Genomic DNA, 19,189 nt, shown 5'->3' with positions numbered 1-19,189 from the left:
CTAAAAGTATTAGATATATGAAAAAGATAAATAGATTTTCCATCAAAACAGTGCTTTGGTTACAGGTGCTGGTACTGAGCTGCATCATCGGCTCGTGTAAAAAGAATGAGGGGTTTAATACCGAGCCCGTTTCTACCGACAAAACCAAACCCGGCGTGGTAACCAATATTAAAGTAAAAAACTTTAATGGCGGCGCGTACATTACTTACGACCTGCCAACTTCCGAGAATATTTTATACGTGCAGGCCAAGTATAAAATAAACGACAGAACCGCCCGCGAAACAAAATCGAGCTACTATAGCGATACGGTTATGGTTGATGGTTTTGCCGACGTAAAGGATTATGAAGTAACGCTAACCACTGTTAGCCGTGCAAACGTGTCGTCGGACCCGGTTACGGTCACCGTGCACCCGGCAACACCGTTCTATAAACTGATAAAACCGTCGGTAAAGATCACGACCGATTTTGGCGGCGTGGCTATCAGCGCCTTAAACCCCAATCGTAAAGAGATAGGAGTAATACTCGTATCGTTAAGCAAAACCACCGAACTTTTAGAAGTCGTCGATCAGCATTACACCAATACCGATACAATTACCTACTCGGTACGCGGTTATGCATCCGTACCTATAAAATTCGGGGTTTACCTTACAGATAAGTTTGGTAATGTTTCTGATACCACCATAGTAACCCTTACGCCGCTGTTTGAAACACAGCTTGATAAATCCAAATTTTCGGTTTACCGCCAGGCAAGCGACAGCGAAATTGGTTATGGATGGGATCTGCCTTACTTATGGGATGGTAAGGTTGATGGCTACTCGAATGGATGGCACACCAACCCGGGTACCGGCAAACCAATGCAATGTACATTTGGTATTGGCCCAACTACACAGCTAAGCCGCATCAAGATATATGAGCGGCCGTTAGAGTATGCTTTCTTCCATGGTAACCCTAAAAACTTTACCATTTGGGGGTCTAATGCCGCTTCGCCGGCAGATGTTGTATTGCCGCAATCGGCACCGGCTGGTACTGTAGTAGGTGATTGGGTAAATCTTAGCAACTACCGTTACCCCAACCCGCCGTCAGGCTTAAGTCCTGGCTTTACCAATGCCGCCGACGAGAAATTTGTGATGGCGGGGGTAGATTTCCTGGTGCCGGCAGCCGCGCCACCTGTAAAATACCTGCGCATATTGGTGCACGATACCTGGGGGCAGGGCGATGCCGCGCACTTAATGGAGGTTACAGTTTTTGGTAAACCACTGTAGTAGATAATAATTAAAATAAGGAATTATGAAAAATATTTTAAATATCAGTCTGTTCTGCTGCATATTGCTGGGTTTACTCGGCTGTAGCCATGATGATAAGGACTTTAAAAACTTTCTGAAAGAAAAGGAGGTAACGTACCCGGGCCTTGTGGCAAAGATACATGCCAAATCGGGTAACCTGCGTGCCGCACTGGTGTGGAACCCAAGCCCCGATCCAAGTATAACCAAATACGTTATTTACTGGAACAATAAGGCCGATTCCATCACCCTTACGTCTACCAATCACAATACAGCAGACTCTATCACGGCTATCATCCCGGGACTGAACGAGTACATTTATTCGTTTACCATCTATTCTTATGATGCAAAGGGTAACCGCTCCATTCCATTGGATATCAATAACGTGAAGGTTTACGGGCCAATTTATCGCTCGGGTTTGCTTAACCGTACTTACAACGCGGCTAATCCTTTCTCGGTGAGCGACAATGGTAATATCAGGCTTAACTTTTTGCCGCGCGATACCAGCGTGGTAAACATTGGTACCGATATAAAATACACCAACCGCGATGGGATAGAAGTTGTAAAACAATTAAAACCGGACAGTTTGGGCATCACTCTAACCGATTATAAATCGGGTGTGCCGGTACAGTTTCGTTCTTCATATATCCCTGATAAAAATTCTATCGATACGTTCTTTGTGGCAAACTACGGCACCTTCCCCGCCATTACGGGTATAGCGCAGTGTAATAAAGCATTGTTCAGAGAGAACCGTTTAAATGGCGATGCCGGCACTTACAGCGGAGAAACTACCGTAAGCAGGCTATGGGACGGTTCTAACGGTCCGCAGGGTTATCCAAACATCTTCCACAGTGATGGCGACCACGGTATGCCGCATACCATCACTTTTGATATGGGTAAGGTGTACAAAAAACTAACCTCAATAGAAGAGATCGGCCGTAACTGCTGTAACAACCCCGATCAGTTTGAAATTTGGGGCATAGCCAACATCAGCGGCGCCGAAACAAGCCTGTCTCCTAAGGACGGTGGCTGGTCGGCAGAGATGGTGGCCAAAGGTTGGACTTTGCTAAAAGACATCACCAGAACAGACGATGGCCAGCAAGCCAAGAAATACGATTTCGGTACCGTGCCGCCCGTTAGATACATCCGTGTACGCATTAAGCACGTAACAACCGGCGATGGCAACTATAGCAATATGAGCGAGATGACCTTCTGGAACGACGTTTTGAACTAAATCTTATCTTAGCCGATACACACATCAATAAACCATTCTTTGCAAAAAGGATGGTTTATTGGTTTTAAACACCTTATTTTCGTTATACAAGGCCGCCTTACCGGGCCAAACCATGCTACTTATGTCGAAATACTACTTTACTCTTTGTGTTTTCCTTTGTTTTATACTGTCGGCCAATGCGCAGGAGGCCAGATCCGCAAACGCCAAATGGAAGGGTTTCGAACGCGTGAGTTTTAAGATAGAGGGACACGATGGCTATTATGTAAAGCCAAATAAGCCCCTGCCCGGTAACCCCTGGGCCTGGCGCTCTTCGTTTCCCGACTGGCATACCGATGCGGATAGCATTTTGCTTTCGCGGGGGATGTATGTAGCTTATATTGATGTGGATAACCAATACGGCGGCCCGCAGGCTATGCAAGTTTGGGATAAGTTTTACGCCTACCTCCTTAAAAACGCATCATTCAGTACAAAACCAGCTTTGGAAGCGGTGAGCCGCGGTGGCCTGTACGCTTACGCCTGGGCAAAGCGAAACCCAGATAAGATAAGCTGCATTTATGGCGAAACCCCGGTCTGCGATATTAAAAGCTGGCCCGGCGGTAAAGGAACAGGCATGGGCGATACCACATCATGGAAGCAATTTAAACAGGTTTTCGGCTTTACCGAAGAGCAGGCTCTGGCCTTTAAAGATAATCCAGTGGATAACCTGGAGGGCCTGGCAGCATTCCATATGCCCTTGTTGCATTACATTAGTAACGCCGATAAATTGGTTCCCGTTAACGAGAACTCCAATATCCTGGTGAAAAATTACAGATCCTTGGGTGGCCCGGCTACCGAGGTAGTGATAGATAAACAGCCACAGGAATTGTTCGGTCATCATTTTATGATAGAGCACCCGGAAGATATTGCCGATTTTTTGATGAACAATGCCTACCCCGTAAAACAGGTGCTGCCTTACGCTAACTATTTTAAGCTGAGAAAAGGATTAAATAAATCGCTGTATAGTTTCCGTCACAGCCCTGCAACGGTTGCTTTTCTGGGTGGTTCTATCACCTTTAACCCGGGTTGGAGAGATAAGGTGACTATTTATTTAAAGGAGCGTTTCCCTGGTACCAAATTCAGGTTTATCGCCGCTGGCATACCGTCTTTAGGTAGCTTGCCGCACGCGTTCCGGCTAAAGCGCGATCTGCTGGATTCCGGTAAGATCGATCTGCTGTTTTTAGAAGCAGCGGTGAACGACCGGGCAAACAGCACCGATAGCTTAACCCAGGTGCGCGATCTGGAGGGCATCGTCCTCCATGCAAAACGCGCGAACCCGCAGATGGATATTGTGATGATGTCCTTCGCCGATCCGGACAAGAACCGGGATTACGCATCGGGCAAAACGCCTGTAGAGGTTGCTAACCACGAGTTGGTGGCATCGCGCTACGGCCTGCCATCCATCAATATCGCTAAAGAAGTTTATGATAAGATCCGGAACAAAGAATTTGACTGGGACAGAGATTTTAAAGACCTGCACCCGGCTGCCTTTGGGCAGGAGCTTTATTTTGCCAATATAAAAGCCCTGCTGCAGGCGGCTATAAGCCCCGGCGTAGCTTCGCGAAAATATGAACCAAAACCAAGAAGGCTAAACGCTGCCAGCTTTGTAAATGGCGATTATTACAGCATCAACAAGGCGAAGCCTGGTGAAGGCTGGAGCATCAACCCAAACTGGGTACCAAAAGATGGCCTGGGCACCCGCCCGGGTTTTGTAAATGTACCGGTATTATCCGCAGAGAAACCCGGCGCGGAACTAACGCTGAATTTTAGGGGAACGGTTATCGGTATGGCCATTGTTTCGGGCGGGGATGCGGGTATCGTTTCTTACACCATTGATGGTAAGCCCTATCAAAATATCGACTTGTACACCCAATGGAGCGGTTGGCTACATCTGCCATGGTATATTTTGTTCGACGGGAATTTAAAGCCGGGAAAACATGTGCTCAAACTCAAAATAGCAGACCAGCATAACGCCAATAGTAAGGGCTATGCCTGCCGTATCGTCAATTTTTTAAGGAGTGAATAATCCATTCTTTTTGTGGTTTTATCCATTTTATAGCCGGGGCTAAGCTTTTATTTTTAATGCAGCCAATAGAATTAAACAAATGTTAAAACAGCCCGACTAAAGCCGCCTGTTTTAACCGCCCGCTTAGGGCGATAAGCCAAAAAGAATGAAAAGATACTGCTGCCTGTTTACACTCGTTTCTGTTTTTATAGCATTTAATACATACGCGCAAAACAAGCCGCTAAGGCTTTGGTACGATAAACCCGCCGCCCGCTGGGAAGAAACACTGGCCCTGGGCAACGGTCGTTTAGGGATGATGCCCACCAGCGGTGTCGACGAAGAGAACGTCACCCTCAATGATATCACCCTGTGGAGCGGTGCCCCGCAGGACGCCAATAATTACGAAGCTTACAAAAGCCTCCCCGAGATCCGCAGACTATTAGCCGAAGGTAAAAACGACGAAGCACAGGCATTGGTTGATAAAAACTTTATCTGCAAGGGTGTTGGCTCGGGCGGCGTGCCGTTTGGTTGTTACCAAATGTTGGGCGATCTGCTGATCAAATTTAATTATGCCCATACCAACAATAACATAAGCGATTACAAGCGCGAACTATCCCTGGATAACGCGGTAGCATCGGCCTCATTTCAGCGAGGCGGAGTCACCTATAAACGCGAATATTTTACCAGTTTCGGCAGTGATGTAAGCATTATTAAGCTATCTGCCGATAAACCAGGGCAACTGAACTTTAGCATTGCCTTATCCCGGCCCGAACACGGCGCAACGGATGAAAAGAACGGTTGCCTGGAAATGACCGGACAATTAGCAAGCGGCACCAATACCGGCGGGATGCAATACCTTGCCAAAGTAAAAGCGCAACTAAAAGGCGGTAGCCAAACGCATGATGGCAATAAGCTGATCATTAAAAACGCTACCGAAGTAACTATTTACATCTCGGCCGGTACCAATTTTAAGGGGGCCGACTATAAAAAGAATGTAGATGCCAAGCTAAGTGCTGCTTTAAAAAACACCTATACAGCAGAAAAAGCCACCCATATTGCTAAATACCAAAAACTGTTTAAACGGGTTTCGGTAGATCTGGGTACAAGTACTGCGTCGGAAGAAACCACCGATAAAAGGCTGCTTACCTTTCACCAAAACCCCAATGCTGATAAACTGTTGCCGGTATTGTTTTATCAATTCGGCAGATATTTAAGCATCTGCAGCACAAGAGTAGGCCTGTTGCCGCCAAATCTGCAGGGCCTTTGGGCAAACCAAATTCAAACCCCGTGGAACGGCGATTACCACCTGGATGTTAATATCCAGATGAACCAATGGCCTGTGGAGGTATCTAATCTGTCCGAACTTAGCCTGCCCCTTGCCGAGTTGGTAAAAGGCATGGTAAAACCCGGAGAGCGCACCGCCAAAGCCTACTATAATGCCGATGGCTGGGTGGCGCATGTCATCACCAACGTTTGGGGCTTTACCGAGCCGGGCGAAAGCGCGTCATGGGGCGTAACCAAGGCTGGCTCGGGTTGGCTGTGTAATAACCTTTGGGATCATTACGCTTTTTCGCAGGATAAAAAATACCTCAACGATATTTACCCTATACTAAAAGGCTCGGCACAATTTTATAGCAGCATGCTGAATAAGGATGAGAAAACCGGCTGGCTGGTTACCTCGCCGTCCTCATCGCCCGAGAATACTTTTTATCTGCCCAACGGCAAAACTGCCAGCATTTGCGTAGCGCCAACCATCGATAACCAGATCATCCGTGAGCTGTTCGGTAATGTGATAACGGCATCCAAACTATTAGGAAAAGATGATGCCTTCGCCAAAACTTTGGCCGAAAAACTAAAGCAACTGCCCCCTGCCGGGCAAATAGCCAACGATGGCCGACTGATGGAATGGCTGGAAGATTACAGAGAAACCGACCCGCAGCATAGGCATATCTCGCATTTGTATGGGCTGTATCCTGCATCGCTGATAACGCCCGAAGCTACACCAGCATTGGCCGAGGCCTGCAAAAAATCCTTAGAAGTTAGGGGAGATGACGGGCCAAGCTGGTCGATAGCCTACAAATTGCTGTTTTGGGCGCGCCTGAAGGATGGTAACCGCGCTTATAAATTGTTTACCGAGATTATGAAACCCACCACGCGTACCGATATCAATTACGGCGCGGGCGGGGGGATCTATCCCAACTTGTTATCAGCAGGGCCGCCGTTCCAGATAGACGGCAACTTTGGCACAGCCGCCGGCATAGCAGAGATGCTGATACAAAGCCACGCCGGTTTTATTGAACTGCTGCCGGCAATCCCCGATGGCTGGAAAGCATCGGGCCAGGTTAAGGGTGTGAAAGCCCGGGGGAATTATATAGTAGACTTTAGTTGGTTAAACGGGAAGGTGATTAGCTGTAAGATAATCTCTTCCCACCCCGGGAAAGTGAAGGTAAAGATGAATGGTTTGCTAAAAACGCTTAATACGGTGAAAAGCTAAGCCCTTATTTTCGTAAACGTCATAAGCCTGGGATATGTGCACAAAAGCCTCATCCCAACCCTTCTCCAAAAGGAGAAGGACTTAGACTTGTATAAATACAATTTTGGCCTTATAGGTACTCTCCTTTGGAGAGGATTTAGGTGAGGCCAAGGATAAAACCTAAAAACACATCATGCTTAAAATTTATATCTGCTATATAGCAAGCATCCTCTTTGCCTTTGTTTTTATATTTAACGCAGGGGCAAAGCCGCCCGTGGTGATTAATATCGCCTTTGGCGATGCGGGTAACATCCGCTACAATTTAAAAACCGGCACGTTCAACGTGATCCAGTATGGCCATGAAGCGTTTATGGATATTTACGCCGTAGCCATGGTGAATGCCGATACCCTCAGCACAAAAAGTTATGAGATAAGGCAGTATAACAAAATTGCCATAACAGATGGTTTTGGTAAAGGCACCAGACATACCATTGTATTAACCGCACCGGGCAAACCCATGATGAAGCAGGTGTTTTACACCTACACCGGGCGCAATTATTTCCTTACGGAGATATGTTTCCAGGGTGCAGCACTAACAACCAATTATATGATGCCGCTTATTGGTCATTTTAAGCCACTTACAGGTGGTGATGTGCGCAGCCTCTTTGTGCCTTTTGACAACGATACCTTCATCAGCTATAATTCAAAACTCTTTACAACCGCCCCGGTGATGAGCGCGGAGGTAGGTACAGTATATGCTAACGACAGCAGGATGGGCATCATAGCCGGCTCGGTAGAGCACGAGGTTTGGAAAACGGGCGTGGAGACGCAAGCAAACGCTACTAAAGGGCAAATCAAAATTTGGGGCGGCTATACAGAAGAAGCCATTACACGCGATAAAATTCCGCATGGCTTTATTAGTGGTAATACGGTAAGGTCGCCAAAAATATTTGTGGGTAGTTTTAACGACTGGCGCAGCGGTATGGAAGAATACAGTAAGGCCAACCGCATTGCCGAGCCGCCCTTTGTTTTTAACTGGACAAAACCAACCCCGGTAGGATGGAACAGCTGGGGTGTGATACAGGAACATATCGACTTTGATAAAACCGTTAAAGTGACCAACTTTTTTGCGGATAGCATTCCCGCTTTCCGTACCGGGAATACCGCCTATATCGACCTGGATTCGTACTGGGATATGATGATTTCGCATGGCGATTACAGTAAATTAAAAGAGCTTGCCGATTACTGCAGAAGTAAGGGCCTGGAACCCGGTGTATATTGGGCGCCCTTTACCGATTGGGGCCATGGCGGCGGGCCAGACAGGGTAGCTGACGGCGGCAACTACAAGTTCGGCGATATGTGGACCCAAACCGGCAAGGGCTACCACGACCTTGATGGCGCACGCGCACTCGACCCGACACACCCGGGCACAAAAGGCCGCATTGCTTACGTCATAGGCAAACTAAAAGCCTGCGGTTTTAAAATGATCAAGATCGACTTTTTAGGCCACGGAGCTATTGAAGCAAACCACTTTTATGAGCCGAAAATAACCACCGGCATGCAGGCCTATAAAGCCGGCATGGAGTATTTAACCGAACAATTAGGCAGCCAAATGCTGATCTACGCCGCCATATCGCCCAGCATGGCAAGCGGTAGATATGTGCACATGCGCCGTATTGCCTGCGATGCTTTTAAAAGTATTGAGAACACCCAATATACTCTTAATAGTGTAAGCTACGGCTGGTGGCAAACTTATTTGTACAACTACATAGATGCCGACCATGTTGTGTTTAACGATGAAAAAATCGGCGCGAACCGCGCACGCCTGTTATCTGCCCTGGTAACCGGCACCTGGATCAGCGGCGACGACTTCTCCAAAACCGGGCAATGGACCGAACGCATTAAAAAATATTACCAGGATAAAGACCTGCTGGAACTGGTTAAAAATGGCAAAGCCTTCCGCCCCGTAGAGGGGAATACAGGCACCAGCGCATCAGAACTGTTCACCAAACAGGTGGGCAAAACCTTCTATTTAGCCGTGTTCAACTATTCAAAAAACGAAAAGGCCTATGCACTAAACTACCAACGTTTGGGATTGGTAGCCACCAAAATTACCGCCGTAAAAGAGATCTTGCAGGATAACGCTATTGCGCTGAATAACAGTATCGATTTAAAACTTAACGCGGAGGATGCTGTATTGTATAAGTTTACGTTGAAATAAGTGACCCGCATTTAAAAAGTATAGACGCAATATTTTGCGTCTCCCGCATGCATGTCAACGGTGCATTTCGTCCATGCAAACCGGCAATGTAATTCGTCCATGCAAATCGCTATGCAAACTGGAGACGCAAAATATTGCGTCTCTACAGCAAAATACCTGCTTGCAAGGCTCTGTGAACCTCCGTGTTTTTCTCTGTGTTCTCTGTGGTTAAAAAAAATACTCCCAAATTCTCCCATTATCGAAATGCCTTGTCCGATATCGAACAAGTTTTAGTTCTCTATTTTTCATAAATAATTAATTACCAGTTATTTAAGTTTGGTACATCCATTGCAAACCCTTGTGCATATAACATTGTCACAAAATGGATCAACTAATAGAACGGGAAGTAACCGCCCGCAAAAAAAAGAAGGGCATCATGATAGGGATTATCGCGGTATTGGTATTGGCCGGCTCGATCTGGCTGATGCGGGCCACCCTAAAATCGAGCATTAAAAGATCAGAGATCACCACCGCCGTTGTCGAAATGGGCAGCGTGGAAAATACGCTGAACGCCACCGGCGAAGTGCTGCCCGAGTTTGAAGAGATCTTAACCAGCCCCATCAATGCCTCTATCAAAAACGTGGTGATGGACGCCGGTAACAAGGTACAGGCCGGGCAGTCTATCCTCACGCTTGATAAATCGGCATCGCAAACGGAGTTTGAGAAGATCAACTTCCAGATGCAGAGCAAACGCAACGAGATAGCCAAACTTAAACTCGACCTTAACAAGAGCTTCTTCGATATCCAGTCGAACAACGATATCAAACAACTGCGCATCAGCAACCTGGCCGATGCGGTGGAAAACGCCAAACGCTTGTTTAAAGCCGGCGGCGGTACCCGCGAAGGCATCGAACAAGCCGAACTGAACCTTAAGGTTGCCCAGCTGGAAAAGAAACAGCTGGAGAACGAGATCAAAAGCAAGCAGCAAACCATGCAGATAGAGATTAAAGAAGCCGAGATCGCTTTAGCCATTCAGCAGAACGATCTGAGCGGTCTGCAACGCAAGTTGCAGCTGGCCAATATCATCGCTACCCGCAGCGGTGTGGTTACATATGTAAACAAAAACATTGGCGCAACCGTGCACGAGGGGGATGCCCTTGCCCGCATTGCCGATCTCAGCAGCTTTAAAGTAAATGGCAGCATCTCCGATAGCTATATGGATCAGCTGCGCAACGGCATGCCGGTTATTGTGCGCATTAACGAGGTGCAGATGAAGGGCCACGTGGTAAACGTGTACCCATCTATCCAAAACAGTATTGTAACCTTTGACGTGCAGCTGGATGAGCGCAATAACAAACAACTCCGCCCCAACCAGAAGGTGGATGTTTACCTGATAACAGATGTACGCAGCAAGACCATGCGCGTAGCCAATGGTGCTGCGTTTAAAGGCCCTGCCGACCAGGACATCTTTGTACTGAACGGCGGTAAAGCCGAGCGCCGCAGCGTACACATCGGGCTCACCAATTTTGATTTTGTGGAGATAAAGGATGGCGTAAAACCCGGCGATGTAGTGATCACATCAGACATGAGCGAGTTTAAAAACGCTAAGGAGCTCACCCTAAAAGATTAAGGCCATGAAGTACTTATACATCATCATATTTACATTTATTGCGGCCAAAGCTGCGGCTGGCACCGGCGGGGATACCGTTAGGCTGAGCCTGCAGCAGGTAGTGGAGATGGCCAAAGCAAACTCCATAGCAGCCAAACAAGCTACCACCGTGCGCGAAACCAACTATTGGAAGTGGCGTACCTTTAAATCAAACTATCAGCCACAGCTCTCTTTAAGCGGGATTTTGCCGGGCTATAGTAAAACAACCCAGCAGGTATTGCAGCCCGATGGTACTATTATTTTCCAGCCGGTGCATAACGATAATTCGTCCCTGCAGCTTGATTTCAGCCAGAGCATCACGGCAACAGGTGGTACGGTTTACGGTACCACATCCATGCAGCGCTTTTACGATTTTGACAGGAAGAATGAATTGTTTAACGGCGTACCTTACGCTATTGGGTACAGTCAGCCATTATTCCAGTTCAACGCTTTAAGGTGGGATAAAAAGATAGAGCCGCTGAAGTTTAACGAAAGCAAGCAGGCGTACATTGAATCGCAGGAGCAGATAGCCTATACAGTTACCGGTTACTTTTTCGATCTGCTGCTGGCGCAGGTTAATTACCAGATAGCCCAAACCAACTTTACCAATACCGAAAAGATCCTGACCATTGCTAAAGTAAAGTTCGATTTGGGTAAGATCTCTAAAAACGAAATCCTGCAACTGCAATTAGAGCGTTTGAATGCCCAAAAGGCCGTAGGTACCGCCAAGCGCGATATGGAAATAGCAACACTGAACCTCCGCACTTATACCGGCGCGGAAGGAGAGGACAAGATAGCATTGGAATTGCCCGGCGCCACCATTAATATGGAGGTATCTGCCGATAAGGTTTTGGCGGAAGCTTTTGCCAACCGCAGCGATGCGATAGCTTTTGTCCGCAAAATTGCGGAGGCTAAACGCGATGTGGCCAAAGCAAAGGGGCAGAGCGGACTGGTGGCTACCTTAACGGCTAACATTGGTTTCTCCAACACGGCCCGCAACATTCCGGATGTGTACCGTAATCCGCAAAACCAGCAGTTGTTGCAGCTACAGTTCAGCATCCCGGTGCTGGATTGGGGGCGCTCCAAATCGCGCGTAAAAACGGCGCAGGCCAACGAGCAGTTTACCGAGTACGCCGTAGAGCAGGATAAACAAACCTTTAAACAGCAGATAGTAACCCAGGTAACGCTTTTTAACATGATGAAAGACCAGTTGGTATTTACCGCCCAGGCAGATAGTATCGCCTCCGAAAAGTACAAAATAGCCCGCGACAGGTATGTATTAGGCGACCTGAGTATTACCGACCTCAGCATCGCCTTCCAGGAAAACGACCAGGCCAAACGCGATTACGTAGCCGCCCTGCGCGATTTTTGGGGAGCGTACTACCAGTTAAGGTATTTATCGTTATATGACTTTGAAAGGAAAGAGAAAATTAACTATAAGTAAAAGACAGAATCAAGAAATTAATAATACAATCAAAAAAAGCTAAAAACCATTCACAACTCACTATTCACCATTCACAAACAATAACCATGATACAATTACAAAACATAGAAAAGGTATACCGTACCGACACCATCCAAACTTTAGCATTAAACAGCATCAGCCTCGATATAGAAAAAGGCGAGTTCTTATCCATAATGGGTCCATCGGGCTGCGGCAAAAGTACGCTGCTGAACATCATGGGCCTGCTGGATGCACCCTCCAAAGGCAGCATCAAAATTGATGAGCAAAGCACTGGTAACTTTAATGATAAACAGCTGGCTGCCTTCCGTAACAAAAAGCTGGGCTTTATCTTCCAGAGCTACCATCTGATAAACGACCTGCAGGTGCTGGATAATGTAGAGCTGCCATTGCTTTACCGTGATACTACCGCCAAACAACGCAAACAACTGGCTACCGAGGCACTGGAGAAAGTTGGACTGAGCAACCGCATCAAACACTTTCCAACGCAGCTCTCGGGCGGGCAGCGCCAGCGTGTGGCCATCGCGAGGGCCATTGTGGGCAGGCCGGAGATCATCCTTGCCGATGAGCCTACCGGTAACCTCGACAGCGCCATGGGCAACGAGATCATGGACATACTCCTGCAGCTAAACCGCGACGAGGGCACCACCATTGTAATGGTTACGCACGACGAGAACATGGCCAACAAAACCCATCGTTTGGTAAGGCTGTTCGATGGTTCGCAGGTTCAATAATTCATCAGCCTAAAACATTAACATCATGCTAAAAAATTATTTTAAAATAGCCATAGCGGTGCTCAAACGCCGCAAGTTCTTCACTTTTATCAGCTTGTTTGGCATCAGCTTTACACTCACCATACTGCTGGTGATGACGGCCTTTATAGATAAGGTGGTGAACGATAATTACCCCGATAAAAAACGCGACCGCTCACTCTACATCAGCCGTATAGAGCTACGCGGAAAAGAATCGATGAACTCGAGCGGGTTAAGTTATTCATACATCAGCCGCTACGTAAATAAAATGAAAACGCCCGTTAAAATCGCCATTTCATCTGGGTTCGGCTCTACCAATACTTACGTGAACAACCGTAAGATAGTGATCAATTACAAGTACACCAACACCGATTTCTGGGATGTGCTCGATTTTGAATTTGTGGAGGGTAAACCTATCAGTAAGCAGCAAACAGATAATGCCGAACGCGTTACCGTGATATCTGAAGATATGAAAAAGGAGTACTTTGGCGACGACAACAGCCCCGCGGTTGGTAAATACATTGAGGCCGATAATATTAAATACCGGGTATGCGGAGTGGTGAAAAGCCTGCCCATTACCTCGTACCTGCTGTATTCGGATATCTACCTGCCTATCACTACATCAAAAACAAAGCTGGATGCGGATAAGGGTTATATGGGCGGCTATGGTGCCATTGTGCTCGCAAAAAACACCGGCGACGTAGAGAAAATGAAAAAAGAATATGCGGGAATTGTTGCCAAACTGCCCATACCTGGTAAAGAGTGGGACCATATCTACAGCCATGCAGATTCATACATAGAAGGCTACGTTCGTACCGGAAATGAAAAAAGCTCGGGCATGGTTTACGCTTTCACGGCCATAACCCTGTTTGCCTTATTCGTAATGCTGCTGCCAACGCTAAACCTGGTGAACGTAAACATCACCCGTATTATGGAGCGCTCATCAGAAATTGGGGTGCGTAAAGCCTTCGGGGCATCATCAAAAACACTGGTGTACCAGTTTATTGTAGAGAATTTGATCCTCACGTTTTTGGGCGGCATCATCGGGGTGGTATTGTCGGTAGTGGTAATGTACTTCATTAACGATGCTCAATTTATAGCTAACTTAAATCTGAGTTTAAACTTTACGGTGCTGGGGTACGCCATACTCACCTGTATCTTCTTTGGCCTGCTTTCGGGTGTTTACCCGGCCTGGCGCATGTCTAAACTCAATATCGTTACGGCTTTAAAAGCGCAATAAAATTATCAACCTTAAAATCAAAATATTATGTTCAAGCATTTATTTAAAATGATCTGGAATAAAAAGAAGCAAAACTCCCTGCTGATAGTGGAGATCCTGCTTTCGTTCATGGTTATTTTTGCGGTGTTCAGCTTCGCGCTTAACTCCTATAGCAACTACGCCAAGCCAATGGGCTTTAATTACGACAAGGTATGGGCCATCAGTTATAACCATACGTTGGAAACCACCAACCCCGATTCGGTAACGCTGGTTTATCAAACCCTGCTGCGCAACATCAAATCAATGCCCTTGGTGGTTGATGCAAGCTACCATAGTGGAAATGTACCATTCTCTAACAACCACAGCACTACCGGCCTCACTCAAAAAGGTGTACAAGTCACCGGAATTAACGATTTTTTTACAGATGAAAACTATGTAAGCACGACGGGAACAAAAATGCTGTCGGGTCGTTGGTATAATAAAACCGATGCGATAACTAAATCAACTGTTATTGTTATAAACAACACGTTAAAAGAAAAGCTTTTTGGCAAAGCCGACGCAGTAGGAAAAATGCTTGGTGATAACCCCAAAACCCGGCAAAAAATTATAGGTGTAATAGCCGACATTAAAAATGATGGCGACTACCAGGTTGCAGCACCCGCACTTTATAACCGGCACGATACATCCGCCTACAAATGGATGGGTAAAATATTGGTAAAAGTTAGCCCAGAGGCCGATGCTGCCTTTGAAGGCAAGCTTTATAAATTGATGGCAGGGAGCCTGAAGAAATCCAATATCGAAATAGAGCACCTGGATAACAAACTTACCGCTTATAACAAATTTACGCTGGTGCCGCTGATCATCCTGTCTATTGTGGCGGCCTTCCTTATCATCAACGTGGCGCTGGGCATCTTTGGTGTGCTTTGGTACAACATTAACAAAAGGCGTGGCGAAATTGGCCTGCGAAGGGCCGTAGGAGCCCCGGGCGCTGCGGTATCGGCACAACTGGTTTACGAGGCGTTGATCCTGGCAACCTTATCCATCATTATTGGGGCTTTCTTCGCGGTGCAGTTCCCGCTATTAAACGTATTTGATTTGCCTGCAAGTGTTTACCTGTTTGCCATGCTGTTTGCTATGATATTTATTTACCTGCTGGTGCTGGTATGTTCGCTTTACCAGGGTAAACAGGCTGCCGCAATTTATCCGGCAGTTGCTTTACATGAGGAATAAAAATTTAGCTTTGGCATATGATACTGGTTATTGATGATGATATTGCGGTACGCACGTCGCTGCAGCTTTTACTAAAAAGCGAAGGCTATGCGGTAACCGGAGCCGAAACGCCCGAAGACGCGCTGCATATCATAAAGGAAGATGGCCCGGAGCTGATCATCCTCGACCTGAACTTTTCCATCAGCACTACGGGCGAGGAAGGGATGGCGTTGCTGGGCGATATTAAGAAGCTGAACGCTGCTATTCCAGTGATACTGATCACCGGGTGGGGCAGCATTGCGCTGGCTGTACAGGGCATGAAAATGGGCGCTAACGATTTCATCAACAAACCCTGGGATAACGGGCATTTATTGCAATCAGTAAAAACCCTGCTTGATCTGCGCGAAGAGGTGGCCGTAAATCGCACGCGCAAGCAGCTGGATAAAGAGTATAATTTTAAGCACATTATTGGCGAGGACCCGCAGATGCTGCAGATACTGGAAACCATAGGGAGAGTGGCAGGCACCGATGCCTCCATCCTCATTATGGGCGAAAGCGGTACGGGTAAGGAACTGATAGCCGAAGCTGTGCATCAGAACAGCCTGCGCCGTAATAAACCCTTCATCAAGGTGAACCTGGGTGGTATCTCTACCTCTTTATTTGAGAGCGAGATGTTCGGGCATATCCGCGGGGCCTTTACCGATGCAAGGTTCGACAGGGCGGGCCGCTTTGAAATGGCCAATAAAGGCACCATTTTTTTAGATGAGATAGGCGATCTGGATGCCGGCAGCCAGGTAAAATTATTAAGGGTATTGCAGGACCGCACCTACGAGGTATTAGGCAGCAGCCGCACTAAAACCGTTGATGTGCGCGTGGTATGCGCCACCAACAAAAACCTCACGGCAATGGCCAACAGCGGCACCTTTAGGGAAGATCTGCTTTACCGCATTAACCTCATCACCGTAACCCTGCCCGCCCTGCGCGAGCGGCCAAAGGACATCCCGCTGCTGGTGGAGTTTTTTATCAATAACCTCAAGCAGATCTACAACCGGCCGCACCTTTCCGTAAGTAAAAGCGCCATGAAATGGCTGCAGCAGTTGCCGCTGCCGGGCAATATCCGCCAGTTAAAGAATTTGGTGGAGCGCTCTATCCTCGTAAGCAATAAGAACGTGCTGGAGATAGATGATTTTAAAACGCAATTGGAGCTCTCGCCGCAAAAAAATGGCAACACCAAATGGCCGGGTGTGGGAACGGTAACATTGGAGGAGATGGAAATTGAAATGATAAAGCGTGCTATGGCCTTCCATAAAAACAGGGTGAGCAAAGCGGCCACGGCATTGGGCTTAACCCGCAGCGCACTGTACCGGCGGCTGGATAAATTTGAGATTCCTTACGATGAAGCTGAGGACTAAGTACATCATATTTGTAGTAATACTGCACCTGCTTGCGCTGGGGCTCAGCTTTTATATTTTTGATAAAGACAGGGTTTGGTTTATTATTTCGGAGGTGTTTATTATCATCTCGGTGATAATAGCTATACAGCTTTATCAGCAATTGATACGTCCTATAAAAATGCTGCTGCAAGGGATAGAAGCAATTAAAGACCAGGATTTTAACGTGAAATTTCTGCCCACGGGCAAGCACGAAGTTGATGAACTGATAAACGTTTATAACCACATGATAGACGCATTAAGAGATGAACGTACCCGGCAGGAAGAGCAGCACTTTTTCCTGGAGAAGCTGATCCATACCTCGCCAACCGGCATCATTATATTAGACCACGATAACCGCATACAGCAACTAAACCCTAAGGCTGCAGAAATATTGGGGCTTACCGAAAAAAGCCTGGTAGGGCAGGAGATAAGCAGGATAGAGAACCCGCTTTTAACACAGGCAGCAGGTTTAAAGGCAGGCGAAACCATCACCGTAAAGCCCGATGGCATTAACACCTACAAACTGCAGCGTTCGCATTTCATCGACAGGGGCTTTCAGCGCGGGTTTTTAATGATAGAAGAGCTTACCGCCGAAATACTGGCTGCCGAAAAGAATGCCTACGGCAAAGTGATTCGCATGATGGCGCACGAGGTGAACAATACTATTGGCCCGGTAAACTCTATTTTGCAGTCGGCTTTGCGTACCGATAGCCTTTGGCAAACCCAAACAGACGGGCAATTGAACAATGCCCTGCAGGTAGCTTTCGATCGTAACCAAAACCTCAACCACTTTATGCGCAACTTTGCCGACCTGGTGAAGCTGCCGCCCGCCAACAAAAAACAAACCGACCTTAACCTGCTGCTAAAGGCCGTTATTGAGTTGATGCAGATAAAAGCGCAGGGTAAAAACGTGCAGCTTTTATTCAACCCCGGCCCAAAACCCTGTATTATTGCCGCGGATGTGCAGCAATTGGAGCAGGCCCTTATCAACATCGTAAAAAATGCCATCGAGGCTATTGAAACGGAGGGTGTGGTAAACTTTGATATCGAAGTAAAAAAACGCCTGCTTACTATCACAGATAATGGCAAAGGTATAACAGATGAAGAAAGCGCACAGCTTTTTTCGCCCTTCTTTAGCACCAAAAAAGATGGGCAGGGCATAGGGCTCACCCTGGTTCGCGAGATCATGCTGAATCACGGCTATGAGTTTTCGTTAAAAACCATAGCTCAGAACCGCACAGTATTTATCATCAATTTTAATTGATAGTGTTATAGATACACTTCCTGCAGCAAGCTAACTTGCCGTTTTTCAAGCGGTTACCTGAATTGCACGATAGTGTTTTAACCCCCATACCTGTAGCATTCTGAACACCGCTCCCGTAATAAATTCGTTACAATTAAATTATTAGTTGATTTTTCGGGTAACGCATTGATTTTTAACTAAAACTATGTAAATTCATAATTCCAATATTTACCCAAATTCAATGACCAGAACCTTATACAAAAATGCACTTGGTTGCTTTGCCCTCCTTGTGGTTAACATAAACAGTTTCGGGCAAAATGCCAATAGTGATACCAGCACAAGACAAACCCAGATAGACAACGTAGTTGCCGGATATTACCAAAATATTGGCGAGCAATCCAGGTTGTTTAACGGACCGGAGCATAATTTCTACTATAAAACAATAGCGGGAAGCGCGTATTTTACGGAGCCGCTTGATTTTACCATCGGTACCGTGGAGTACGATGGCTTTGTTTATAAAAACCTGCAGATGATGTATGATCTTTATAAGGGGGTGGTAGTGATGCAGCTGCCCAGTAAAATTGCAGCTATTGAACTGTTGAGCGACAGGGTGCAGCGGTTCGACATATTTGGGCATCATTTTTTTAGGATGGATGCCGTTAACCAGGTAAACGGTCCAAACCTTATCGCAGGCTTTTATGACCAGCTATACGATGGGAAAACGAAGTTTATCGTACACAGGGAAAAAAACATCCAGACCAATACATCGGCCGCGCTGGATAACTATTTTACAGACGAAGCCCGGAAAATGTATCTCAAAATGAGCGACGGCTCTTATAAAATTTTCAGTAGCCAAAAATCACTGCTCGAAGTTTTAAAAGATAAAAAGCCAGAGTTAAAAAAATTCATTAAGGATAATAATGTGAGTTTCCGCGACGAGAAAGAACAGGCGATGGTTAAGGTAATAGCCTATTACGACCAAATAACAAATTAAT

Annotated in this window: 13 protein-coding genes; all 13 read left to right on the top strand. The window is 46.7% G+C overall.

What is annotated here, in order from left to right; all coding sequences use genetic code 11:
* Positions 1-17 precede the first annotated feature (17 nt).
* The 13 genes from IDJ77_RS00980 (at position 18) to IDJ77_RS00920 (ending at position 19,188) form a co-directional block, all read left to right on the top strand.
* Complete coding sequence (locus tag IDJ77_RS00980; protein ID WP_191187054.1) at positions 18-1,262, top strand: DUF5000 domain-containing lipoprotein; 1,245 nt, start codon at positions 18-20, stop codon at positions 1,260-1,262.
* Positions 1,263-1,287: 25 nt separating this feature from the next.
* Positions 1,288-2,514, top strand: a complete 1,227-nt coding sequence (locus tag IDJ77_RS00975) for a DUF4998 domain-containing protein (protein ID WP_191187053.1) — start codon at positions 1,288-1,290, stop codon at positions 2,512-2,514.
* 121 nt (positions 2,515-2,635) lie between these two features.
* Positions 2,636-4,576 (top strand): SGNH/GDSL hydrolase family protein, encoded by a 1,941-nt coding sequence (locus tag IDJ77_RS00970; protein WP_191187052.1) that lies wholly within the window; start codon positions 2,636-2,638, stop codon positions 4,574-4,576.
* A gap of 145 nt (positions 4,577-4,721) precedes the next feature.
* Complete coding sequence (locus IDJ77_RS00965; protein ID WP_191187051.1) at positions 4,722-7,049, top strand: glycoside hydrolase family 95 protein; 2,328 nt, start codon at positions 4,722-4,724, stop codon at positions 7,047-7,049.
* 172 nt (positions 7,050-7,221) lie between these two features.
* Positions 7,222-9,249: an alpha-amylase family protein gene (locus IDJ77_RS00960; RefSeq protein WP_224750917.1), complete on the top strand. Its 2,028-nt coding sequence runs from the start codon at positions 7,222-7,224 to the stop codon at positions 9,247-9,249.
* A gap of 361 nt (positions 9,250-9,610) precedes the next feature.
* Positions 9,611-10,858 carry an efflux RND transporter periplasmic adaptor subunit gene (locus tag IDJ77_RS00955; RefSeq protein ID WP_191187050.1) on the top strand — a complete coding sequence of 416 codons (1,248 nt, stop codon included), beginning with the start codon at positions 9,611-9,613 and terminating at the stop codon, positions 10,856-10,858.
* Positions 10,859-10,862: 4 nt separating this feature from the next.
* Positions 10,863-12,320 (top strand): TolC family protein, encoded by a 1,458-nt coding sequence (locus IDJ77_RS00950; RefSeq protein ID WP_191187049.1) that lies wholly within the window; start codon positions 10,863-10,865, stop codon positions 12,318-12,320.
* A gap of 86 nt (positions 12,321-12,406) precedes the next feature.
* Positions 12,407-13,072: an ABC transporter ATP-binding protein gene (locus IDJ77_RS00945; protein ID WP_191187048.1), complete on the top strand. Its 666-nt coding sequence runs from the start codon at positions 12,407-12,409 to the stop codon at positions 13,070-13,072.
* Between the two features lie 25 nt (positions 13,073-13,097).
* Positions 13,098-14,330 (top strand): ABC transporter permease, encoded by a 1,233-nt coding sequence (locus IDJ77_RS00940; protein WP_191187047.1) that lies wholly within the window; start codon positions 13,098-13,100, stop codon positions 14,328-14,330.
* Positions 14,331-14,357: 27 nt separating this feature from the next.
* On the top strand, positions 14,358-15,539 hold the full coding sequence (locus IDJ77_RS00935; RefSeq protein WP_191187046.1) for an ABC transporter permease: 1,182 nt from the start codon (positions 14,358-14,360) through the stop codon (positions 15,537-15,539).
* Between the two features lie 17 nt (positions 15,540-15,556).
* Complete coding sequence (locus IDJ77_RS00930; protein WP_191187045.1) at positions 15,557-16,930, top strand: sigma-54-dependent transcriptional regulator; 1,374 nt, start codon at positions 15,557-15,559, stop codon at positions 16,928-16,930.
* Positions 16,914-18,215 carry a sensor histidine kinase gene (locus IDJ77_RS00925; protein WP_191187044.1) on the top strand — a complete coding sequence of 434 codons (1,302 nt, stop codon included), beginning with the start codon at positions 16,914-16,916 and terminating at the stop codon, positions 18,213-18,215. Before IDJ77_RS00930 ends, IDJ77_RS00925 begins: the two co-directional genes overlap by 17 nt.
* A 220-nt stretch (positions 18,216-18,435) precedes the next feature.
* A complete protein-coding gene (locus IDJ77_RS00920; protein ID WP_191187043.1) occupies positions 18,436-19,188 on the top strand; it encodes a hypothetical protein in 753 nt (250 codons plus the stop codon).
* The last annotated feature ends 1 nt before the right edge of the window (position 19,189 follow it).

It is taken from the genome of Mucilaginibacter pankratovii (assembly GCF_014773265.1).
Lineage (GTDB): Bacteria > Bacteroidota > Bacteroidia > Sphingobacteriales > Sphingobacteriaceae > Mucilaginibacter > Mucilaginibacter pankratovii.
Note: the sequence above shows the minus strand (reverse complement) of the source record. Positions and strands in the feature narration are given on the sequence as shown.

Excerpts from the sequence above, each read along its gene's own strand:
- IDJ77_RS00980 (WP_191187054.1), top strand. The coding sequence starts at position 18 with ATGAAAAAGATAAATAGATTTTCCATCAAAACAGTGCTTTGGTTACAG.
- IDJ77_RS00975 (WP_191187053.1), top strand. The coding sequence starts at position 1,288 with ATGAAAAATATTTTAAATATCAGTCTGTTCTGCTGCATATTGCTGGGT.
- IDJ77_RS00970 (WP_191187052.1), top strand. The coding sequence starts at position 2,636 with ATGTCGAAATACTACTTTACTCTTTGTGTTTTCCTTTGTTTTATACTG.
- IDJ77_RS00965 (WP_191187051.1), top strand. The coding sequence starts at position 4,722 with ATGAAAAGATACTGCTGCCTGTTTACACTCGTTTCTGTTTTTATAGCA.
- IDJ77_RS00960 (WP_224750917.1), top strand. The coding sequence starts at position 7,222 with ATGCTTAAAATTTATATCTGCTATATAGCAAGCATCCTCTTTGCCTTT.
- IDJ77_RS00955 (WP_191187050.1), top strand. The coding sequence starts at position 9,611 with ATGGATCAACTAATAGAACGGGAAGTAACCGCCCGCAAAAAAAAGAAG.
- IDJ77_RS00950 (WP_191187049.1), top strand. The coding sequence starts at position 10,863 with ATGAAGTACTTATACATCATCATATTTACATTTATTGCGGCCAAAGCT.
- IDJ77_RS00945 (WP_191187048.1), top strand. The coding sequence starts at position 12,407 with ATGATACAATTACAAAACATAGAAAAGGTATACCGTACCGACACCATC.
- IDJ77_RS00940 (WP_191187047.1), top strand. The coding sequence starts at position 13,098 with ATGCTAAAAAATTATTTTAAAATAGCCATAGCGGTGCTCAAACGCCGC.
- IDJ77_RS00935 (WP_191187046.1), top strand. The coding sequence starts at position 14,358 with ATGTTCAAGCATTTATTTAAAATGATCTGGAATAAAAAGAAGCAAAAC.
- IDJ77_RS00930 (WP_191187045.1), top strand. The coding sequence starts at position 15,557 with ATGATACTGGTTATTGATGATGATATTGCGGTACGCACGTCGCTGCAG.
- IDJ77_RS00925 (WP_191187044.1), top strand. The coding sequence starts at position 16,914 with ATGAAGCTGAGGACTAAGTACATCATATTTGTAGTAATACTGCACCTG.
- IDJ77_RS00920 (WP_191187043.1), top strand. The coding sequence starts at position 18,436 with ATGACCAGAACCTTATACAAAAATGCACTTGGTTGCTTTGCCCTCCTT.